The organism is Pseudohaliea rubra DSM 19751 (assembly GCF_000764025.1).
GTDB lineage: Bacteria > Pseudomonadota > Gammaproteobacteria > Pseudomonadales > Halieaceae > Pseudohaliea > Pseudohaliea rubra.
In genome coordinates, this window is record NZ_KN234750.1 from 42,105 (window position 1) to 59,217 (window position 17,113).

The 17,113-nt window shown below is 67.5% G+C and carries 13 protein-coding genes; 8 read left to right on the forward strand and 5 right to left on the reverse strand.

Annotated features, from left to right (window positions below; translation table 11 throughout):
• Positions 1 to 110: 110 nt before the first annotated feature.
• The 4 genes from HRUBRA_RS03825 to HRUBRA_RS03840 are packed head-to-tail and all read right to left on the reverse strand — an operon-like array spanning position 111 to position 3,923.
• The gene (locus tag HRUBRA_RS03825) at positions 111 to 911 is read right to left on the reverse strand and encodes an enoyl-CoA hydratase/isomerase family protein (RefSeq protein ID WP_035514670.1); all 801 of its coding nucleotides are present in this window, start codon (positions 909 to 911) and stop codon (positions 111 to 113) included.
• On the reverse strand, positions 908 to 1,882 hold the full coding sequence (meaB, locus tag HRUBRA_RS03830) for a methylmalonyl Co-A mutase-associated GTPase MeaB (RefSeq protein ID WP_201771524.1): 975 nt from the start codon (positions 1,880 to 1,882) through the stop codon (positions 908 to 910). The genes HRUBRA_RS03825 and meaB overlap by 4 nt, the downstream gene beginning before the upstream one ends.
• 10 nt (positions 1,883 to 1,892) lie before the next feature.
• The gene (locus HRUBRA_RS03835) at positions 1,893 to 2,273 is read right to left on the reverse strand and encodes a cobalamin B12-binding domain-containing protein (protein ID WP_144244373.1); all 381 of its coding nucleotides are present in this window, start codon (positions 2,271 to 2,273) and stop codon (positions 1,893 to 1,895) included.
• Between the two features lie 15 nt (positions 2,274 to 2,288).
• Positions 2,289 to 3,923, reverse strand: coding sequence for an acyl-CoA mutase large subunit family protein (locus HRUBRA_RS03840; protein WP_035514671.1), 1,635 nt, complete (start codon positions 3,921 to 3,923; stop codon positions 2,289 to 2,291).
• Positions 3,924 to 4,078: 155 nt separating this feature from the next.
• Here HRUBRA_RS03840 and HRUBRA_RS03845 point away from each other — a divergent pair, with 155 nt between their 5' ends.
• Genes HRUBRA_RS03845 through HRUBRA_RS03860 form a run of 4 tightly spaced genes read left to right on the forward strand, consistent with a single transcriptional unit; the run spans position 4,079 to position 9,766 of the window.
• A complete protein-coding gene (locus HRUBRA_RS03845) occupies positions 4,079 to 5,260 on the forward strand; it encodes an iron-containing alcohol dehydrogenase (RefSeq protein WP_035514672.1) in 1,182 nt (393 codons plus the stop codon).
• The gene (locus HRUBRA_RS03850; RefSeq protein WP_052094349.1) at positions 5,257 to 5,919 is read left to right on the forward strand and encodes a TetR/AcrR family transcriptional regulator; all 663 of its coding nucleotides are present in this window, start codon (positions 5,257 to 5,259) and stop codon (positions 5,917 to 5,919) included. The genes HRUBRA_RS03845 and HRUBRA_RS03850 overlap by 4 nt, the downstream gene beginning before the upstream one ends.
• 4 nt (positions 5,920 to 5,923) lie before the next feature.
• On the forward strand, positions 5,924 to 7,540 hold the full coding sequence (locus HRUBRA_RS03855) for an AMP-binding protein (RefSeq protein ID WP_035514673.1): 1,617 nt from the start codon (positions 5,924 to 5,926) through the stop codon (positions 7,538 to 7,540).
• A gap of 33 nt (positions 7,541 to 7,573) precedes the next feature.
• Positions 7,574 to 9,766, forward strand: coding sequence for a TonB-dependent receptor (locus tag HRUBRA_RS03860; protein WP_035514674.1), 2,193 nt, complete (start codon positions 7,574 to 7,576; stop codon positions 9,764 to 9,766).
• Positions 9,767 to 9,856: 90 nt separating this feature from the next.
• Here the strand turns inward: HRUBRA_RS03860 and HRUBRA_RS03865 are convergent, their stop codons facing one another.
• On the reverse strand, positions 9,857 to 10,606 hold the full coding sequence (locus tag HRUBRA_RS03865; RefSeq protein ID WP_035514675.1) for a TetR/AcrR family transcriptional regulator: 750 nt from the start codon (positions 10,604 to 10,606) through the stop codon (positions 9,857 to 9,859).
• Between the two features lie 145 nt (positions 10,607 to 10,751).
• On the opposite strand from HRUBRA_RS03865, the gene HRUBRA_RS03870 reads away from it, so the two are divergent.
• From HRUBRA_RS03870 to HRUBRA_RS03885, 4 genes are read left to right on the forward strand one after another with little or no spacing between them, the layout of a single operon-like run.
• On the forward strand, positions 10,752 to 12,587 hold the full coding sequence (locus HRUBRA_RS03870) for an acyclic terpene utilization AtuA family protein (RefSeq protein WP_035514676.1): 1,836 nt from the start codon (positions 10,752 to 10,754) through the stop codon (positions 12,585 to 12,587).
• On the forward strand, positions 12,584 to 14,218 hold the full coding sequence (locus tag HRUBRA_RS03875) for an acyl-CoA carboxylase subunit beta (RefSeq protein ID WP_035514677.1): 1,635 nt from the start codon (positions 12,584 to 12,586) through the stop codon (positions 14,216 to 14,218). Before HRUBRA_RS03870 ends, HRUBRA_RS03875 begins: the two co-directional genes overlap by 4 nt.
• A 15-nt stretch (positions 14,219 to 14,233) precedes the next feature.
• Positions 14,234 to 15,052: an enoyl-CoA hydratase/isomerase family protein gene (locus HRUBRA_RS03880; RefSeq protein ID WP_035514682.1), complete on the forward strand. Its 819-nt coding sequence runs from the start codon at positions 14,234 to 14,236 to the stop codon at positions 15,050 to 15,052.
• A 1-nt stretch (position 15,053) separates the two neighbouring features.
• A complete protein-coding gene (locus tag HRUBRA_RS03885) occupies positions 15,054 to 17,045 on the forward strand; it encodes an ATP-binding protein (RefSeq protein WP_035514683.1) in 1,992 nt (663 codons plus the stop codon).
• Positions 17,046 to 17,113: the final 68 nt, after the last annotated feature.

A 17,113-nucleotide genomic window follows, 5' to 3' on the forward strand; every position in this document is an offset into this window, starting at 1 on the left:
AGCCTGCCCGGCCGGGACGTTCCACGATATTCGCTTGGTGAGAGAAGTATTCCGCACTCACCCCCGGCGCCTCGCGTACTTCTGAAGCTGAGGCGGCAGGGCCGGCGGCCTCAGCGGTCGTGGAACTGCGGTGCCCGCTTCTCGACGAAGGCCTGCGCAGCTTCGGCAGCGTCCTCGGAGAGGGCGAGAAGAGACTGGTGTCGGTTCTCCATGGCCATGGCGGCCTCGAGCCCCGGGGCGTCGAGGGCGTGGTTCAGCGCCTCCTTGGTCAGGCGCAGGCCCATGGGCGTTGCTGCCAGCATGTCGTCCAGGTAGGACGCCGCCGCCGTCGCCAGTTCTGCATCGGGGACCACAGCGGATACAAAGCCCGTGGCCAGCGCGCGCTCCGCCTCGAGGAAGCGGCCTGTGAGCAACAGCTCCGAGGCCAGGGAGCTGCCCACGAGCCGGGGCAGGAAATAACTCGAGCCCATGTCGCAGCCGGTGAGACCGATACGCAGGTAGGCGGCGTTCATGCGCGCGCTTTCGCCGGCGATGCGGATGTCCGAGGCCATGAGCAGGCTGAAGCCGCCACCGCAGGCCGCGCCCTGGGCGAGGGCGATGATCGGCTGTGGGCAGCGGCGCATGGCCGGATAGATGCGCGCGATGCGCCGCTGGATGTCCCAGAGGGGCCCTGGGCCCCGCTCCGGCGGGTTGAAGGCCGTGTCCGTGAGGTCCAGACCGGCACAGAAGTGGCGTCCGTTGGCGCGCAGCACGACCGCTCGCGTGGCCGGTCGGTCCGGGAGCCCTTCGAAGTACCCGGCCAGGGCATCGACCAGCGCCGGGTTGAGCGCATTGCCGCTGGCCGGCCGGTTCAGGGTGAGCCAGTCCACGGCACCGCGGTGGTCGATGAGCAGGGGGGCATCGCTGGTCATGGGGCTTGCTCCGGATCGCTGCGGGTGAAAAGGGTCGCCAACAGGCGCCGGGCGGCGCTGTCTACATCGGTCTCGCGCCGGGTCACAGCGTCGGCCAGGGCCTTGCCCGCTGCGCCCGCGAGCTGGGCTTCCAGGGCGAGCTCCAGGCGCGCGCGGGCGAGGTCACGCAGTTCCGTGACGGCGCGGGCCTGGCGCCGCCGCTGGTGTTCGCCGGAGGCGGTGGTCTGCTGCCGGTGGTCGGCGATGGCCTCCCGGAGTGCGTTCAGGCCGGTACCCTCCGTGGCCACGGTCTCGACGATGGCCGGGCGTCGGGTCGGCGCGTTGGCGGCGATGGCCGCCTCGAGGTCCCGGCGGGTGGCCTCGAGGCCCTGGCGGTCCGCCTTGTTGATAACAAAGATGTCGGCGATTTCCATCAGCCCGGCCTTGTTGGCCTGCATCTCGTCCCCCCAGCCGGGATTCAGCACCACCAGGACCGTGTCTGTTGCCCCGGCCACGTCCAGCTCGGCCTGGCCCACGCCTACGGTCTCAATGAGTACCAGGGGCCAGCCGCAGGCTTCGAGCACCCGGCGGGCGGTGCAGGTGGCCATGGCCAGGCCGCCGAGGTGGCCGCGGGAGGCCATGGAGCGGATGAAGACCTCCGGGTTTCCCAGATGTGGCTGCAGGCGTACCCGGTCGCCGAGGATGGCGCCGCGGGTCAGGGGAGAAGAGGGGTCCACGGCCAGGAGGGCGACCCGCTCGCCGGCCGTCTGCAGCTCCGTGGTAAGGGCGCTGGCCAGGGTGGATTTGCCGGCCCCCGGGGCGCCGGTGATGCCGATGCTGTAGCTCTCGCCCCGGCAGGGAAGCAGGGCCGCCTCGAGGGCGGCGGATCCCTCACCGCCGCGCTCGGCGACGGAAATCAGCCGGGCGAGGGCGCTGCGGCTGCCGCCGACGGCCTCGGCGACGAGCTCCGCCATGGCGTCCGGCCCGGCCACGGCTGTGCAGTCAGCCCAGGCCGGTCAGGCGCCGGGCGGCGCCGACGATGTCCGGGAGCTGGGAACCGGGGGGGTAGACCTCGACCCCCAGCGCCTCCAGTTTGCGCTTCGCGTGCGGCGGTACGACGCCGCCGCAGAACACCGGCAGCTCGGGCCGTTCCTCGCGCAGGGCGGTGACCGCGCGAACCGCAACATCGATGTGTCCGCCGATATTCAGGCCGACCAGGTCGACATCCTCGTCGACGCAGGCCTGCACAACCTCCTCGGGTCGTGCCATGCCGATCATGATGACCTCGAAACCCGCATCCCGGAGCGCCCGGGCGACGATCGTCGGCCCGCGCCAGTGCCCGTCCAGGCCCGTTTTCGCCATGAGAATCCGCTTGCCACTCACTGTTTTGTCCTCACCTCAGGTCTGGATGGGCGTTGCCCAGTCGCCGAAAACATCGCGCCAGACGTCGCCGATCTCGCCGAGGGTGACCTCCGCATCCAGGGCGTCCATCATCGCCGGCATAATGTTGTCGCTGCCGCGGCAGACCTGCTCGAGCTGGCGCAAGGCGGCAGCTGCGCCGGCCTCGTGGCGGGTCCGGCGCACGTCTTCCAGCCGCTCGAGGGCGACGTCGAAGGCGTCGTCGACGCCCATGAAGCCGTCCACCTCGTAGGGTGAGCTATCGTCCTTGTGCGCGGTGACGCCGACGATCACCTGCTCGCCGGTTTCCTGCGCCATGAACTCCCGGTGCTGGTTCTCGGCCGCTTTCTCGTGCAGCCAGCCGGAGTCCAGGGAGGCCAGGAAGCCGCCCTGGGCCTGGATCTCATCGAAGAAACTCCAGGCGCGCTCGACCAGCTCCGCAGTGAGGGTTTCCACATACCAGGAGCCGCCCAGGGGATCGGTGACCGCCGAGACGTTGGTCTCTTCCTGCAGGATCTGCTGGATACGCACGGACATCTGGTGCGCGTGTTCGCTGGGGATGGACAGGGCCTCGTCGTAGCCCGATACCCCGAGGGACTGAACGCCGCCCAGGGCGCCGGCGAGGGCCATGATAGTGCCGCGGACGATATTGTTCATGGGCTGTTGATAGGTCATGCGGGAGCCGGCGGTGACACAGTGAATGCGCAGGTTTGCCACCTTGGGGTCACGGATGTCGTAGCGTTCCGCCAGCAGCTGCTGCCACATGAGTCGGGCCGCGCGTAGTTTGCTCGCCTCCTCGAAGAGGTCCATGGACATGCGGAAACTGACGCCGCCGCAGCCGCGGGCGGCGCGGGCCAGGGGCATGGTGCCGCGGCGCTGGATTTCTTCGAGGTATTCGACGGCGTTGGCGAACAGGGCGCCGAGCTCCTGGAACGCATTGAGGCCAGTGTCGGCGGCGTTGTAACCGGCGATAGAAACGGGTACCCAGCGTGGCAGGTGCCGGTCGCAGAACTCCATGATGTCGGCGTTGAAGCGCAGACCCGTGTCTGTCGGGACCTGCTGCTTGGTGACGCAGCCGAGGTAGGTAAGGAAGTAATCACTCTGCCCCGTGCCGGGCAGCCGGTCCAGGGCCACGCCACGGCGCTTCGCCACGGTCCAGTAGCCGGCGAGGGCAAAGGGCGCATGCTGTACCACCGCGCCGCCGGCGTGGGCATAGCTGGTCTCGATGGGCAGGTCTTTCATGCAGATGTCGATGTCGCGGACGCTCTGCATGACTGCACCGGTGAGGCCGACGTCTTCGCGCCGGGCGACCACTTCCGGGTGATCCACGTTATAGCAGTGGTCGCCGGTATTGCGATCGTGCTCCATGATGAAACCGGTCTCGCCCTGCTCGAGGAGGAACTTGATGCGGGCATTCTCGTCCTCGGGCTTGCCGAAGCCGCTGAGCTGGAAAATGCGCCAGGGCTTGGTGCGGTAACCGGTGGGGTAGGCGCCGCGGTGGAAGGGCGGCTCCCCGGGGGCGGCGGCAAGGCGTTCGCGGTGTTGCGGCGGTATATCCTCGTCCCGGTAAAAGGGCTTGAGCGGAATCCCCGAGGTGCTCACCCAGGCCTTCCCGTCGCTGTTTTTATCGTTCATAGCGCGATCTTTCATGTCGAAAATGCTTGTGGCAATTTAAACGTCCCTCCGGCGTTTGTCTACTGGCGGGAACTTTTGCTTGACGAGCAGTAAAAAAACCTTACGCTAATGTATGACGCGTAAAGAGACACAATAATTCAACGCGAGGAAGCGCCATGACGCCATCGAGTGTCCTCCTGACTGCCACCGAAAAAGTGTATCTCGGTGAGCGCGCCAGCACTGCTATCGCGACCGAGGCGGAGCGCCTTGGTGCCCGACGGGTGTTCCTGCTGGTCAGCCGCACCCTGAGACGCGAAACGGACGAGATCAGCGCGATCCGTACCGCCCTCGGGCCCAGGCTCGCCGGCTGCTGGGACGGCATGCCGCCGCACGCCCCGCGCAGCGCGGTGCTCGCTGCCGCAGAAGCGGCGCGGCAGGCCGAAGCGGACCTCATTGTCACCGTGGGCGGTGGCTCGGTGACCGATGCCGGTAAAATCGTCAGCATCTGCCTGAAGCATGGTCTGCGCGAGCACGACGACCTCGAGCCCTACCGCGTCTACGTCAACGATGCCGGCGAGGTGATCAAGCCTGAGTTCGAGGGGCCGGACGTGCGCGTCATCAACTGCCCGACGACGCTTTCCGGCGGCGAATTCAATCCGCTGTCCGGGGCAACGGACGAGAAAACACAGCACAAGCAGGGCTACGAGCACCGGCTCATGGCGCCCATCGCCATCGTGCTGGACCCCGCGCTGACGGTCCACACGCCCGAGTGGCTGTGGCTGTCCACCGGCGTGCGCGCCCTGGACCATGCCCTTGAGGCGCTGGGTTCGCACCAATCCAATGACTTCTGCGACGGGATGGCCGATTCCGCCCTGCGGCTGCTCGTGGAGGGGCTGCCGGCGGTCAAGGCCGACCCCTCGGACCTGGACGCGCGTCTCAAGTGCCAGGTGGGCGCCTGGCAGTCCATGATTCCCATCATTGCCGGTGTGCCCATGGGCCTGTCGCACGCCATCGGGCACGTTCTCGGGGGCACCTGCGACGTGCCCCACGGCTATTGCTCCTGCGTCATGGCGCCGTCCGTGCTTGCCTTCAACGCGCCCGTGAACGGCGATCGTCAGCAGCGCATCAGTGCCTGCTTCGGCGAGCCCGGACGGCCCGCGAGCGAGCTGGCGGACGCCTTTATTCACGGTCTTGGCATGCCCCGTTCCCTGGCCGAGGTCGGCGTGGGGCGTGACCAGTTCGAGAGGGTCGCCGAATATACGATGCACGACTTCTGGGCCCGCACCAACCCGCGGCCTATCGGTCAGGCCGGGGATGTCCTGCCCGTGCTCGAGCTGGTTGCCGGCGACGCGCCGTGACCGCAGCGGGGTCCCGCAACAACCTCAAGGCCGAGCTGGCGCAGTTCAAGCGCCGGCGTATCCGCGAGGAGGCGAACCACCTGTTCTACCGGCAGGGCTATGAGGGCACCACTATTGATGCCATCGCCGACAAGCTGCAGGTGACCAAGCCCTTTATTTACAGCTATTACAAAAACAAGGGCGAGATCCTCTACGACATCGCCCGGGTCGGGATTACGCTGTCCTCCGAGGCTCTCGAGCGCTGCCTCGCCATTCCCGGTTCGTCCTGGGACCAGCTCAAGCTGGTGGTGGACGAGGTCACGCGGATCGTTGTGCAGAACCAGGAATACATCGTGGTCTACCAGCGCGAGGAGAAAAACCTCGAGCCGGAGCAGGCACGAGCCATCCGCGAGCAGCGCTCCGCCTTCGATCATCGCCTCGCCGAGGTGCTTGCCAGCGGCGAGGCGGTCGGTGAGTTCAGGCTTCAGGATCCGCCGCTCACCGCGACCACGATCGGCGGCATGATGAGCTGGGTGGCGCTCTGGTACCAGCCGGGGGGGCACTGGTCCGAGGCCGAAATCATTACCCATATCATTCGCAGTGTGGAGCGTCTGGTGGCGGTGCGAGGCCGCCAGGAAGTACCACCCGCGTCGCGTCCTCAACCTGAAATCCGGAAGTAGAGCCATGAGCATGTCGACCTGCACCGACCCCCGCATTCCAGCCCGCGATGCCTGCGTGGTACGGGATCTGATCGAGCGCTGGGCGCGAGAGCAGCCCGACACCGTCTACGCGGTCTTCCAGAATGGCGAGCAGTGGTCCTACGCGGACCTCAAGAAGCGGGTAGAGGCCGTGGCCGCGGGCCTGGCGGCCCGGGGCGTTACCCAGGGCGATCACGTCGCGGTCTGGCTGTTCGGCGGCCGCGAGGGCATTCTCAGCTTCCTTGCCATCAATTACCTCGGCGCGGTCTTCGTGCCCTTCAACACGGCCTACAAGGGCAAGCTTCTCTCCCACGTGCTCCATAATTCCGACGCGCGCCTGCTCGTGGCTCACGGCGACCTTGTGGAGCGCCTTGACGCTGTGGATACGGGGCCGATCGAGCGGGTGGTCCATGTAGGGCCGGCGCCGGCGATCCGCCTGCCGCTGGAGCCCTTCGAGGCTCTGGCGGAGCACGAAACCGTCTGCCCGGCCCTCGAGCGGCCGGTGGAGCCCTGGCATACGCAGTCCATCATCTATACCTCAGGGACTACGGGCCCTTCCAAGGGTGTGCTGTCCTCCTACCTGCACATCTACACCAATGCCGGGCCGGAAACCTGGCACTTTGTGAAGAGCGATGACCGATTCCTCGTTAACATGCCGCTTTTCCACATCGGCGGTATGGGCATCATCTTTGTCATGCTGGCCCGCGGCGGCTCTATCGCCGTCATGGAGAATTTCAGTACCGACGGTTTCTGGCCCTTTGTTCGCGAGACAAAGACCACCTGCGCTTTTCTTCTCGGGGTCATGGCTACCTTCCTGCTCAAGGCGCCGCCCTCCTCCGGCGATCGGGATCACAGCCTGCGCCTGGCCTTCATGGTGCCGTTCACGGAGACGGCGCTGGAGATGCACGAGCGTTTCGGTATCGATGTGTACACGATTTTCAACATGACGGAGATCTCTTCGCCGATTGTCTCCGAGCCCAACCCGACGAAGCGCGGCACCTGTGGCAGGAAGCGTGAGGGGGTCGATGTGCGGCTTGTGGATGAGAACGATTGCGAGGTGCCGGTCGGTGAGATCGGCGAGATGCTCGTGCGCACGGACCGGCCCTGGGGCATGAATCACGGCTATTACAAAAACCCGGAGGCCACCGCCGAGGCCTGGCGTAACGGCTGGTTCCACACCGGCGACTGTTTCCGCCAGGACGAGGACGGTTTCTTCTACTTTGTCGACCGGCGCAAGGATGCGATCCGCCGCCGGGGCGAGAACATCTCCTCCTTCGAGGTGGAGGCCGAGGTCGTGGCCTACCCGGCGGTGCGCGAGGCGGCTGCCTACGGCGTGCCCAGTGACGTGGGCGAAGACGATGTCATGGTCGCCGTGGCACCGGTTGAGGGGCAGGACATCGACCCGGCGGCGCTGCTCACTTTCCTCGCCGACAACATGGCTTACTTCATGGTGCCCCGCTACATCCGCATTCTCCCGGAGCTGCCCAAGACGCCCTCGGCCAAGGTGCAGAAACACCTGCTGCGCGGCGAGGGCGTCACCGACGACAGCTGGGACCGGGAAGCCCATGGCTTCACGCTTAAAAGGGAAAAGCTGAAAGCCTGACGACAACCGCAACAGCAAGACGGGATAACTATTATGAGAACCGCAACGGCACTTTCAGTCGGGCTCCTCGCGGCCCTGGGCCTCAACGGCCACGCCGCCGCCCAGGACATGCTGGAGGAGGTCGTGGTTACCGCGACCAAGCGCAGCACCAGCCTGCAGGACTTCGCCGGTGGTGCGAGCGTCATCGGTGGAGAGGATATCGGCCCCGGTGGCATCGAGAACATCCGCGATATGGCCGCGTCGGTGCCCAATCTGTCCATCGGTGATCAGTTCGGCTTTGCCCGGGTGTTCATGCGCGGCATCGGCATGACCAGCATCGACATCGGCGGCGAGGGCTCCGTGTCGTTTCTGCAGGACGGCGCGATCATTCCGCGGCCGGCGGCCCAGCTCGTAGGCATGTTTGACCTCGAGCAGGTGGAGGTCCTGCGCGGGCCCCAGGGCACGCTCTACGGGCGCGGTGCCACCGCCGGCGCCATCAACCTGGTGACCGCGAAACCGGGCGATGAGTTCGGCGGCTACCTCACCGCCACCGGCGGCAACTATGGCCTCATGACCTTTCAGGGCGCGGTCGACCTCCCTCTGGGCGATGCCTGGGCCCTGCGCCTGGCCACCAAGATCGAGGAGCGCGACGGCTATGGCGAGAACCTCTTCAGCGGCGAGGACGTGGACGACCGCAGCGCCCAGGCCTATCGCGGCACCCTGGCCTACGATGGCGGCGGTGCGCTGAGCGGCGCCCTGTCCCTCCAGTATTACGAGGAGGACGACCGCAACTTCGCCTTCCACTACTTCGGCCCTTCTGAGGGCACTGCCGGCGGTCTGCCCCCGGCAGTACCTGTGCTCGGCGGCCAGACCGTCTTCGATGTCGGCGGCGACTTCTACGACATCAATTCGGACCAGGAGGCCCTCAACGAGCGCGACGGCTATCTCGCCAACCTGCTGCTGGATTTCGAGCTCAGCGACCGCATGAGCCTGAGATCGGTCACGTCCCTGCAGAACCTCGACCGTTTTCTCCGCGACGATCTGGATTCCACTGATGCTGACCTCTTCGGCCGGAATGACTACACGGAGGAGAGCGATTCCTTTGGCCAGGAGTTCACCCTCAACGTCGACGGCGATCGCATGGATCTGCTGGCCGGTGTCATGTATTTCGAGGAAGAGCTCTATGGTCAGGTACTGGTACCCCTGAACAACGTCTGCTTCCTGCTCGCGCCCGCGCTCTGCGGCACGCCCGTCGGTGATGCGCTGAACAGCGGGCGTTACGAACAGAACGGCGATGTCGACATCACCGCTTACGCGGCCTTCGCCGAGGTTACCTGGGATCTGTCCGAGGCCCTGACGCTGATTGCCGGTGTGCGCTACAACTACGAGGAACGCGAGGGCACCGGGACCTTCCGCTTCGATGCGGCGGGCCTTGACGTGAACACGGACCAGGATGCCGACTGGGATGACGTCACACCGCGCATCACGCTGCAGTACCGGCCGTCGGACGATATGATGCTCTACGCGACCTATAATCAGGCCTTCAAGTCCGGGGTCATCAACACCGGCAGCATCAGCGCGCCCCTGGACCCGGAGACCGTCGATGCCTGGGAAGTGGGGCTAAAGGGCGGCAGCGCCGACGGCTCCCTGACCTACTCGCTTATCGGCTTCTTCTACGACTACCAGGACCTGCAGATCTCCTTCGTGGACGAGACCAGCACGGTGACCACCGTGAACGCGGCGGAGGCGGAGAACTACGGCCTGGAAGTCGAGCTTGCGGGAGAGCTCGGCGGCGGCTTCAGCGCCGACTTCTACGGCACCTATCTCTCGGCCGAGTACAAGGAGTTCTTCAACGGCGATTACGCCAACGGCTTTGCCATCGCTGACCTCTCGGGCAACACGCTGCCGAATGCGCCGGAGTACACCGCGCGTCTCGGGATCAACTATGAAACGGAAGCGGGCGGCGGTCTGCTGCGCGTGCGCGGCGAGGCCTACTGGCAGGACGAGATCTGGTTCACGGAGTGGAACCGGGCCGATGCCTACCAGGACAGCTACACGCTGCTGAATGCGAGCATCGACTACGCGCTGCCGGGCGGGAACTGGCTGCTGTCCCTATGGGGCCGCAACCTCGGCGACGAGGAGGTGATCTCCAACAACATCATCACGGCGCCGCTCTACAATTCGCTGCGGGTAGGCTCCATGATGCCGCCGCGGACCTACGGGGTGACCGCCGCCTTGAACTTCTGAGTCTATGTCCCGGGAGGTGCCCCTCCCGCAGCGCACGGCCTGTGGTGAGAGCCGCGTCTCGCCGCGACCCCCACCGCAGGCCGGCTGGCGTCAGCCCTCGGCAAGCTGCTCCAGGCGTCGGGTGACCTGCTCGAGGCGTCGGGTCAGCGACTCCCTGTCCGTGTCTGCCGTGGCCCCAGCCGTCACCCTGTCCGCCTGAAGGTAGCGCCACAGCGGTTCCACCAGCTCCTCGGCATAGTCGCCGATGGCGGCATCGGCGCTGCCCCGGTGGCGATAAAGGTAGGTGCGCATGCCGTACTCGAGACCACCGAAGAAAAGGTCCCGGCAGGGCGGCAGGGCGACATCCCCGCGGATCTCGCCCCGGGCCATGCCCTCGCGCAGGATGCGGTCGAAATAGCCGACATAGGCGCGGTTCAGCGCGCGGATCGGCGAGTCTCTTTCCGGCGCCTCATCGTCGCCATGGACATAGAGCAGGTCGACGCCGATGTAGACCTGGATCAGTCGCATCATCAGGGCGCGGTCGGCGGCGAGCTGCTGTACATGGTTAAGGGCGAGCGCACGCAGGCGTTCGCGGGTGCCCATGACCTCATTGAGGATGGTCTCGGCCTGGCGGCACAGTCGCTCCGTATAGAAACGGTCGAGGATCGCCAGCATCAGGTCGTGCTTGCTGCCGAAGTAGTGGAACACGGTGCCCTCGGAGACCCCGGCGGCCTCGGCGATGCGCCGGGTCGAGGTGGTGTGAAAGCCGTTACTGGCAAAGAGCTCGGTCGCCGCCCGGAGTATTTCCTGCTCGCGGCGTTCGAGGCGCGTACGACTGGTGGTTTTGCTGTTAGCGTTCATGCCTTGTCTCCGGCCGGCTCCGCAGCATAGCCCCCGGTCGGGGCGGGGTAAAACGCCTGCCTATCGCCCCGGGGATGCTTGAGTATTGCTTGAATATATTAAGCGATGCATAATTCTGCGACCAGCCCCCGGGAGCAGTCAGGTCATGACGGGACGCATTGCCATCGGTGGCGCCGCCGGATTCTGGGGCGACGCCGCCCTCGCCACGCCCCAGCTTCTTGCCAGCGGCGCCGTGGACTACCTTGTCTACGACTACCTTGCCGAGATCACCCTGTCGATTCTCGCCCGCGCCCGAGCGGCCGATGACAGCAAGGGCTACGCCACGGACTTCGTCAGTGCGGCCATGGCGCCGAACCTCGAGGCCATCGCCCGCCAGGGCGTGCGGGTCATCGCCAATGCCGGAGGTGTTAACCCGCGCGCCTGCGCCGAGGCGCTTCGCGCAGAGCTTTCGCGTCTCGGCCTCGAACTGCGCGTGGCCGTGGTTCTCGGCGACGACCTCACGGACCGCGCCGCGAGCCTCCACGAGGCTGGTGTTACCGGGATGTTCAGCGGCGATGCCTTCCCGGCGCCGGAAACGGTCGCCAGCATCAATGCCTATCTCGGCGCTTTTCCCATCGCCGCTGCCCTTGATGCGGGTGCCGATATTGTCATTACCGGGCGCTGCGTCGACAGTGCCGTGACCCTTGGCGCCTGCATCCACGCTTTCGGCTGGACCGCGGAGGAGGGTGACCGGCTCGCCCAGGGCAGTCTCGCCGGCCATATCCTCGAGTGCGGCACCCAGGCCACCGGCGGCAACTTCACGGACTGGGAGCAGGTGGTGGACAGCCTTCCGGAGGCCGGCTATCCCATTGCCTGGATCGATGCTGACGGCACCGTGGAGATCGGCAAGGCGCCGGAGACCGGGGGGCTGGTGAGCGTGGGCACGGTGGCCGAGCAGATGCTCTACGAGATCGGCGATCCCCGCTGCTACCAGCTTCCCGATGTTATCTGCGACTTCAGCGCGGTGACCCTCGAGGCCGTCGCCCCGGACCGGGTGCGCCTGCAGGGCGCCCGCGGCCACGGCGCCCCCGACCACTACAAGACCTGCGTGACCTGGGCTGACGGCTTCCGCGCCGGACAGCTCTGGACCATGATCGGTCGCGATGCCCGGCGCAAAGCGGAGCATCTGGCCGACGCTATCCTGAAGCGCACGGCGCGCATGCTCGAACGCGCAGGCCTGCCGCCGCTCGCGGAGAGCAGTGTGGAGATCCTCGGTGCCGAGTCGCACTTCGGCGCCAGCGCCAGCAGCCTCGAGCCCCGGGAGGTCGACCTGAAGATCGCTGCCAAGCACCCGAGCGCCCGGGGTATCGGTATTTTCCTCAAGGAGATGGTGGGCCTGGCGCTTACCGCGCCCCCGGGGCTCACGGGTTTTGCCGGCGCGAGGCCAAAGCCCAGCCCGGTGGTCCGCCTGTTTTCCTTCCTGCTGCCGCGCGATGCCGTTGCCATCACCGTGGAACTCGACGGCGTCCCTGTTCCCTTTGCCCTGCCGGCCCTGCCGGCGCCCCGGGACCCGGGCCCGCCGCCCGCCGACCCGACGCCGCCGGCTGCGGCGGAGGCGCTCGTTGCGGTTCCCCTGGAGGCACTTGCCTTCGGGCGCAGCGGCGACAAGGGCGACAAGGCCAATATCGGCGTCATCGCCCGGCACCGGGATTTCCTGCCCTGGCTTGCCGACGCCCTTGCTGCCGGCCGTGTGGCCGCCTGCTTCGACCACTTCCTGGTCCCGGGCCAGGCGGCGCCGGTGGAGCGCTTCTACCTGCCCGGCGCCGGCGCCTTCAATTTTCTTCTGCACAGCGTGCTTGGCGGCGGTGGTGTGGCCAGCCTGCGCGCCGATCCGCAGGGCAAGAGCTATGCACAGCTGCTCCTGGCCGAGCCCATTTCTCTGCCGCGATCCCTGGCCGCGGCCCACGGCCTTGCCGACGCCATTGTGGGAGAGACCGCATGAGTGATTACGGACAACGCTACCTGTCCCAGGTCAGCACCGCGAGCGAGCGCTTTGCGGCAAACCGCGACGACCAGCTGGCCCTGGTCGAGCGTCTGCAGGCACTCCTGGCGCGCGCCGAGCAGCTGTCGGCCGCGGCGCGGCCGCGCTTCGAGAAGCGTGGGCAGCTACTGCCGCGGGAGCGCCTGGGACGGCTCCTGGATCCGGGCTCGCCCTTCCTGGAGATCGGCAACATGGCCGGTTACCTGGTCGACGACAAGGATCCGGAGACTTCCGTGCCCGGCGCCACACAGATCGTCGGCATCGGCTACCTGGGCGGCGTGCGCTGCATGGTGCAGGTCGACGATTCGGGTATCAATGCCGGCGCGATGACGCGCACCTCTACGCGCAAGGGCATCCGCGCCATGGATATCGCCCTGCAGCAGAAGCTGCCCTTTGTCCACCTCGTGGAGAGCGCCGGCGCCAACCTCCTCGATTACGAGGTAGAGATGTGGATGCTCGGTGGTGGTATCTTCGCCCGCCTTGCCCGGCTCTCCGCCGCCGGGTTGCCCACCTTCACAGTGCTGCACGGGGCCTCCGCGGCCGGTGGTGCGTACATGCCCGGCATGAGCGACTACGTGGTCGGGGTGAAGGGCAACGGCAAGGCCTATCTTGCCGGTCCGGCCCTCCTGAAAGCCGCCACGGGCGAAGTCGCGGCGGATGCGGAACTCGGCGGCGCAGCGATGCATGCCTCTGTCACCGGCCTGGTGGAATACCTTGCCGAGGATGACGCTGAGGGCATCGCAATCTGCCGCGACCTCGTGGCCCAGCTCGGCTGGAATCGCCACTGTCCGTCGCCCCCGGCCGGGGCTTACGAGGAGCCTCACTACCCGACGGAGGAGCTCCTCGGCATTGTGCCCGTGGACTACCGTCAGCCTTACGAGGCCCGGGAGGTGGTTGCGCGCATCGTCGACGGCTCGCGCTTCCTCGATTTCAAGCCCGGCTACGGGGTCACCCTGGTCTGTCTGCAGGCGAGGATCTACGGAATGCCCGTGGGCATTCTCTGCAATAACGGCCCCATCGATCCGGACGGGGCGAGCAAGGCGGCACAGTTCATCCAGCTCTGTGACCAGGCCCAGACCCCGCTGCTGTTTTTGCAGAACATCACTGGCTACATGGTGGGCACGGCCTACGAGCAGGCGGGCATGATCAAGCACGGCTCGAAAATGATCCAGGCGGTAACCAATGCCCGCGTGCCGCGGCTCACGGTGATGATCGGCGCGAGCTTCGGCGCCGGCAACTACGGCATGTGCGGCCAGGGCTACGACCCGGACTTTGTCTTTTCCTGGCCGAATACGCAGCTCGGGGTCATGGGCGGCGAGCAGGCTGCGCGCACCATGTCGGAGGTGTTCCGCGCCGGCGCTGCGCGCAAGGGCAAGCCCGTGGACGAGGCCATGCTCGCCGAGCAGGAGGCCCGCGTCACGGCGCACTACGACCGGCAGTCGGGGGCTTTCTACACCTCTGGGCGGCTTCTCGACGACGGTCTCATTGATCCGCGGGATACCCGCAGGGTGCTGGGCATGGCCCTGCAGACCTGCTGGGAGGCGCGACATCGCGTGGTACAGCCGAACGCCTTTGGCGTCGGCCGCATGTAGGGAGGCGTAAGGCCCATGGAAAAGCTGCCCGAGGTCAAGGAACTGCTCCTTGAGAGCCGTGGCGATACGCTCGTCATCTGGTTCAACCGCCCGGAGACGCGCAACGCGCTGTCCGCGGCGGTGGCGGAGGAACTGCAGGCGGTTTTCGAGGCGCTGCCGGCGGTCCGGCGGTATCGCTTCGTGGTGCTGCGTGGCCGCGGCGGGGTCTTCTGTGCCGGTGGCGATTTGAAGCAGTTCCGCGAGGTGTTCCAGGGCGGTGCGGAGCGTGCGGCGATCGTGCAGGCCAACGCGGCCTTCGGCCGGCTCATGGCCGCGATCGACGGCCTGCCGCAGCTGTTCGTGGTCGCCATCGAGGGTGCTGCCATGGCCGGGGGGCTCGGCATCGCCTGCCTCGCGGACCTGGTGCTGGCTACCGCCGATGCCCGCTTTGCCCTCACCGAGGTCACCCTCGGCATTCCGCCGGCGCAGATCACCCCCGTGGTGATCGAGCGCGTGGGCCTCGCCCGGGCGCGGCGCCTGCTGCTCACGGCGCAGCGCTTCGACGGCACTGAGGCGGCCCGCCTCGGTTTTGTGCACGAGGTCCTCGCTGATGCACAGGCCCTGGACGCGCGACTGGCTTCGCTCCTTGACGAGTCCCGGCGTTGCGCCCCGGGGGCGGTAGCGCTGACCAAGCAGATCATCCGCGAGAGCGCCGCCGGCGGTGAGCGCGAAGCCCTGGTGCAGTTCGCCGCCGAGCGCTTCGCCGACGCCATGCTCGGCGATGAGGCCCGGGAGGGCATGCGGGCCTTTGGTGATAAGCGTGCCCCGGCCTGGGCCGGCAGCGAGGAAGCCTGACATGAGCCGTTTCGACAGTGTCCTTGTGGCCAACCGCGGCGAGATTGCCGTACGGGTGATCCGCAGCGCCCGCGCCGCGGGCTACCGCACCATCGCCGTCTACTCTGATGCCGATGCCGGGGCGCCGCATGTCGCCGCCGCCGACGACGCGGTGCGCATCGGTCCGGCGCCGGTAAAGGCGTCCTACCTCGACGGGGAGCGCATCCTCGAGGCGGCCCGGCGCGTCGGCGCCGGTGCCATCCATCCGGGTTACGGTTTCCTGTCGGAGAATGCCGGCTTCGCCGCAGCCTGCAACGAAGCCGGCCTTGTGTTCATCGGCCCGTCGCCGGAGGCGATCGACCTTATGGGCAACAAGGCAGCGGCAAAGCGGCGCATGCTCGACGCCGGCGTGCCCTGCATTCCCGGCTTCCAGGAGGCCGCCGCGGACGACGAGGCCCTTCTCGCCGCCGCCGGCGCGGTGGGCTACCCGCTCATGGTCAAGGCCGCTGCCGGTGGTGGCGGACGGGGCATGCGCCTCGTCGAGGCGCCCGAGGCGCTCGCCGGCGCGATCACCGCCGCCCGGTCGGAGGCGGAGAACGCCTTCGGCAGCGGCGAACTCATCCTCGAGCGGGCCCTTCTCGCAGCGCGCCATGTGGAGGTGCAGGTATTCGGCGACGAGCATGGCAACCATATCCACCTCGGCGAGCGCGATTGCTCCGTGCAGCGCCGGCACCAGAAGGTGGTTGAAGAGGCGCCGTGTCCGGTGATGACGCCGGCCCTGCGGCGCACCATGGGCGAGGCGGCGGTGGCCGCAGCCCGCAGCATTGCCTATGTCGGCGCCGGGACCGTGGAGTTCCTCCTCGACAGCGATGGCAGCTTCTATTTCCTCGAGATGAATACCCGCCTTCAGGTGGAGCACCCGGTCACCGAGGCCGTGACGGGCCTCGACCTTGTCGCCCTGCAGCTCGCTGTCGCCGAGGGCGGGGTGCTCCCCATCGGCCAGGAAGCCGTGGACCTTCGCGGCCATGCCATCGAGGTGCGCCTCTACGCCGAGGACACGGCAAACGGCTTCCTGCCCGCTACCGGTACCGCCACCGCCTGGGTGCCCCCGACCGGCGCGGGCATCCGCGTCGATCACGGCCTCGCCCCGGGCCAGACCGTCACCCCCTTCTACGACCCCATGGTCGCCAAGGTGATCGCCAGCGGGCCGGACCGGCCTACGGCGCTCCGGCGCCTGCGCCGGGCGCTCGAGGGCACGGTGCTGTTCGGCCTGCCGTCGAATCGCACCTTTCTGCTCCAGGTGCTCAGGGACCCGGTCTTCGCTGCCGGTGAGGCGACCACGACCTTTATCGACGAGCGTTTCCCGGGCGGCTCCGGTGCGCCGGTGCTTGAGGACGAGCACCTCTGCTGCGCAGCTCTGCTCCAGTACCTTGAGGCCCTCGCGGATTCTGAGGACCTGCGGGTGAGCGACGATGCGACCTGCGCCGGCTGGACGGGCCCTCGGATCATCGGTAGCTGCCGGCGCTACGAGCGCGACGGCGAGCACGTGGACGTGCGGCTACGCCAGCTTGCCCAGGATAGCTTTCTGGCCACGCTGGGCGAGCGTGAGCTGGTGCTTGAGCTGCACGAGGCCCCGGCCGAGGGCTGCCTGCGCCTGTCTGTGGATGGTCTGCAGGCCACGGTTCCCTACGCCTTCACGGGGCCTGGTGAGGTCAGCCTGCAGTGGCGCGGTGAGGCGGCGGTGCTCACCGATGTCCTGGCGGCGCGGGCTGCGGGTCAGGCGGTCACCGGGGATGGAAGCGTCACCGCTCCGATGCACGGCAATCTCCTGCGCCTCCTGGTGGCTGTGGGGGATTCGGTCAGCGCCGGCGACGAGCTCGCCGTGGTGGAGGCTATGAAGATGGAGCACCGCCTGCAGGCGGCCGTCGACGGCACCGTGAGCGCCGTGCACGCCAGCGTTGGCGAGCAGGTCAGTGCCGGCGCCGTGCTCATCGAGATCGCCACGGCGGACTAGCTTCGCGGAGCGGGCGTGCCCGCAGTGTCCCGGTACGGGCGCGGTCGGGTGCCCCCAGCCTTGCCCGG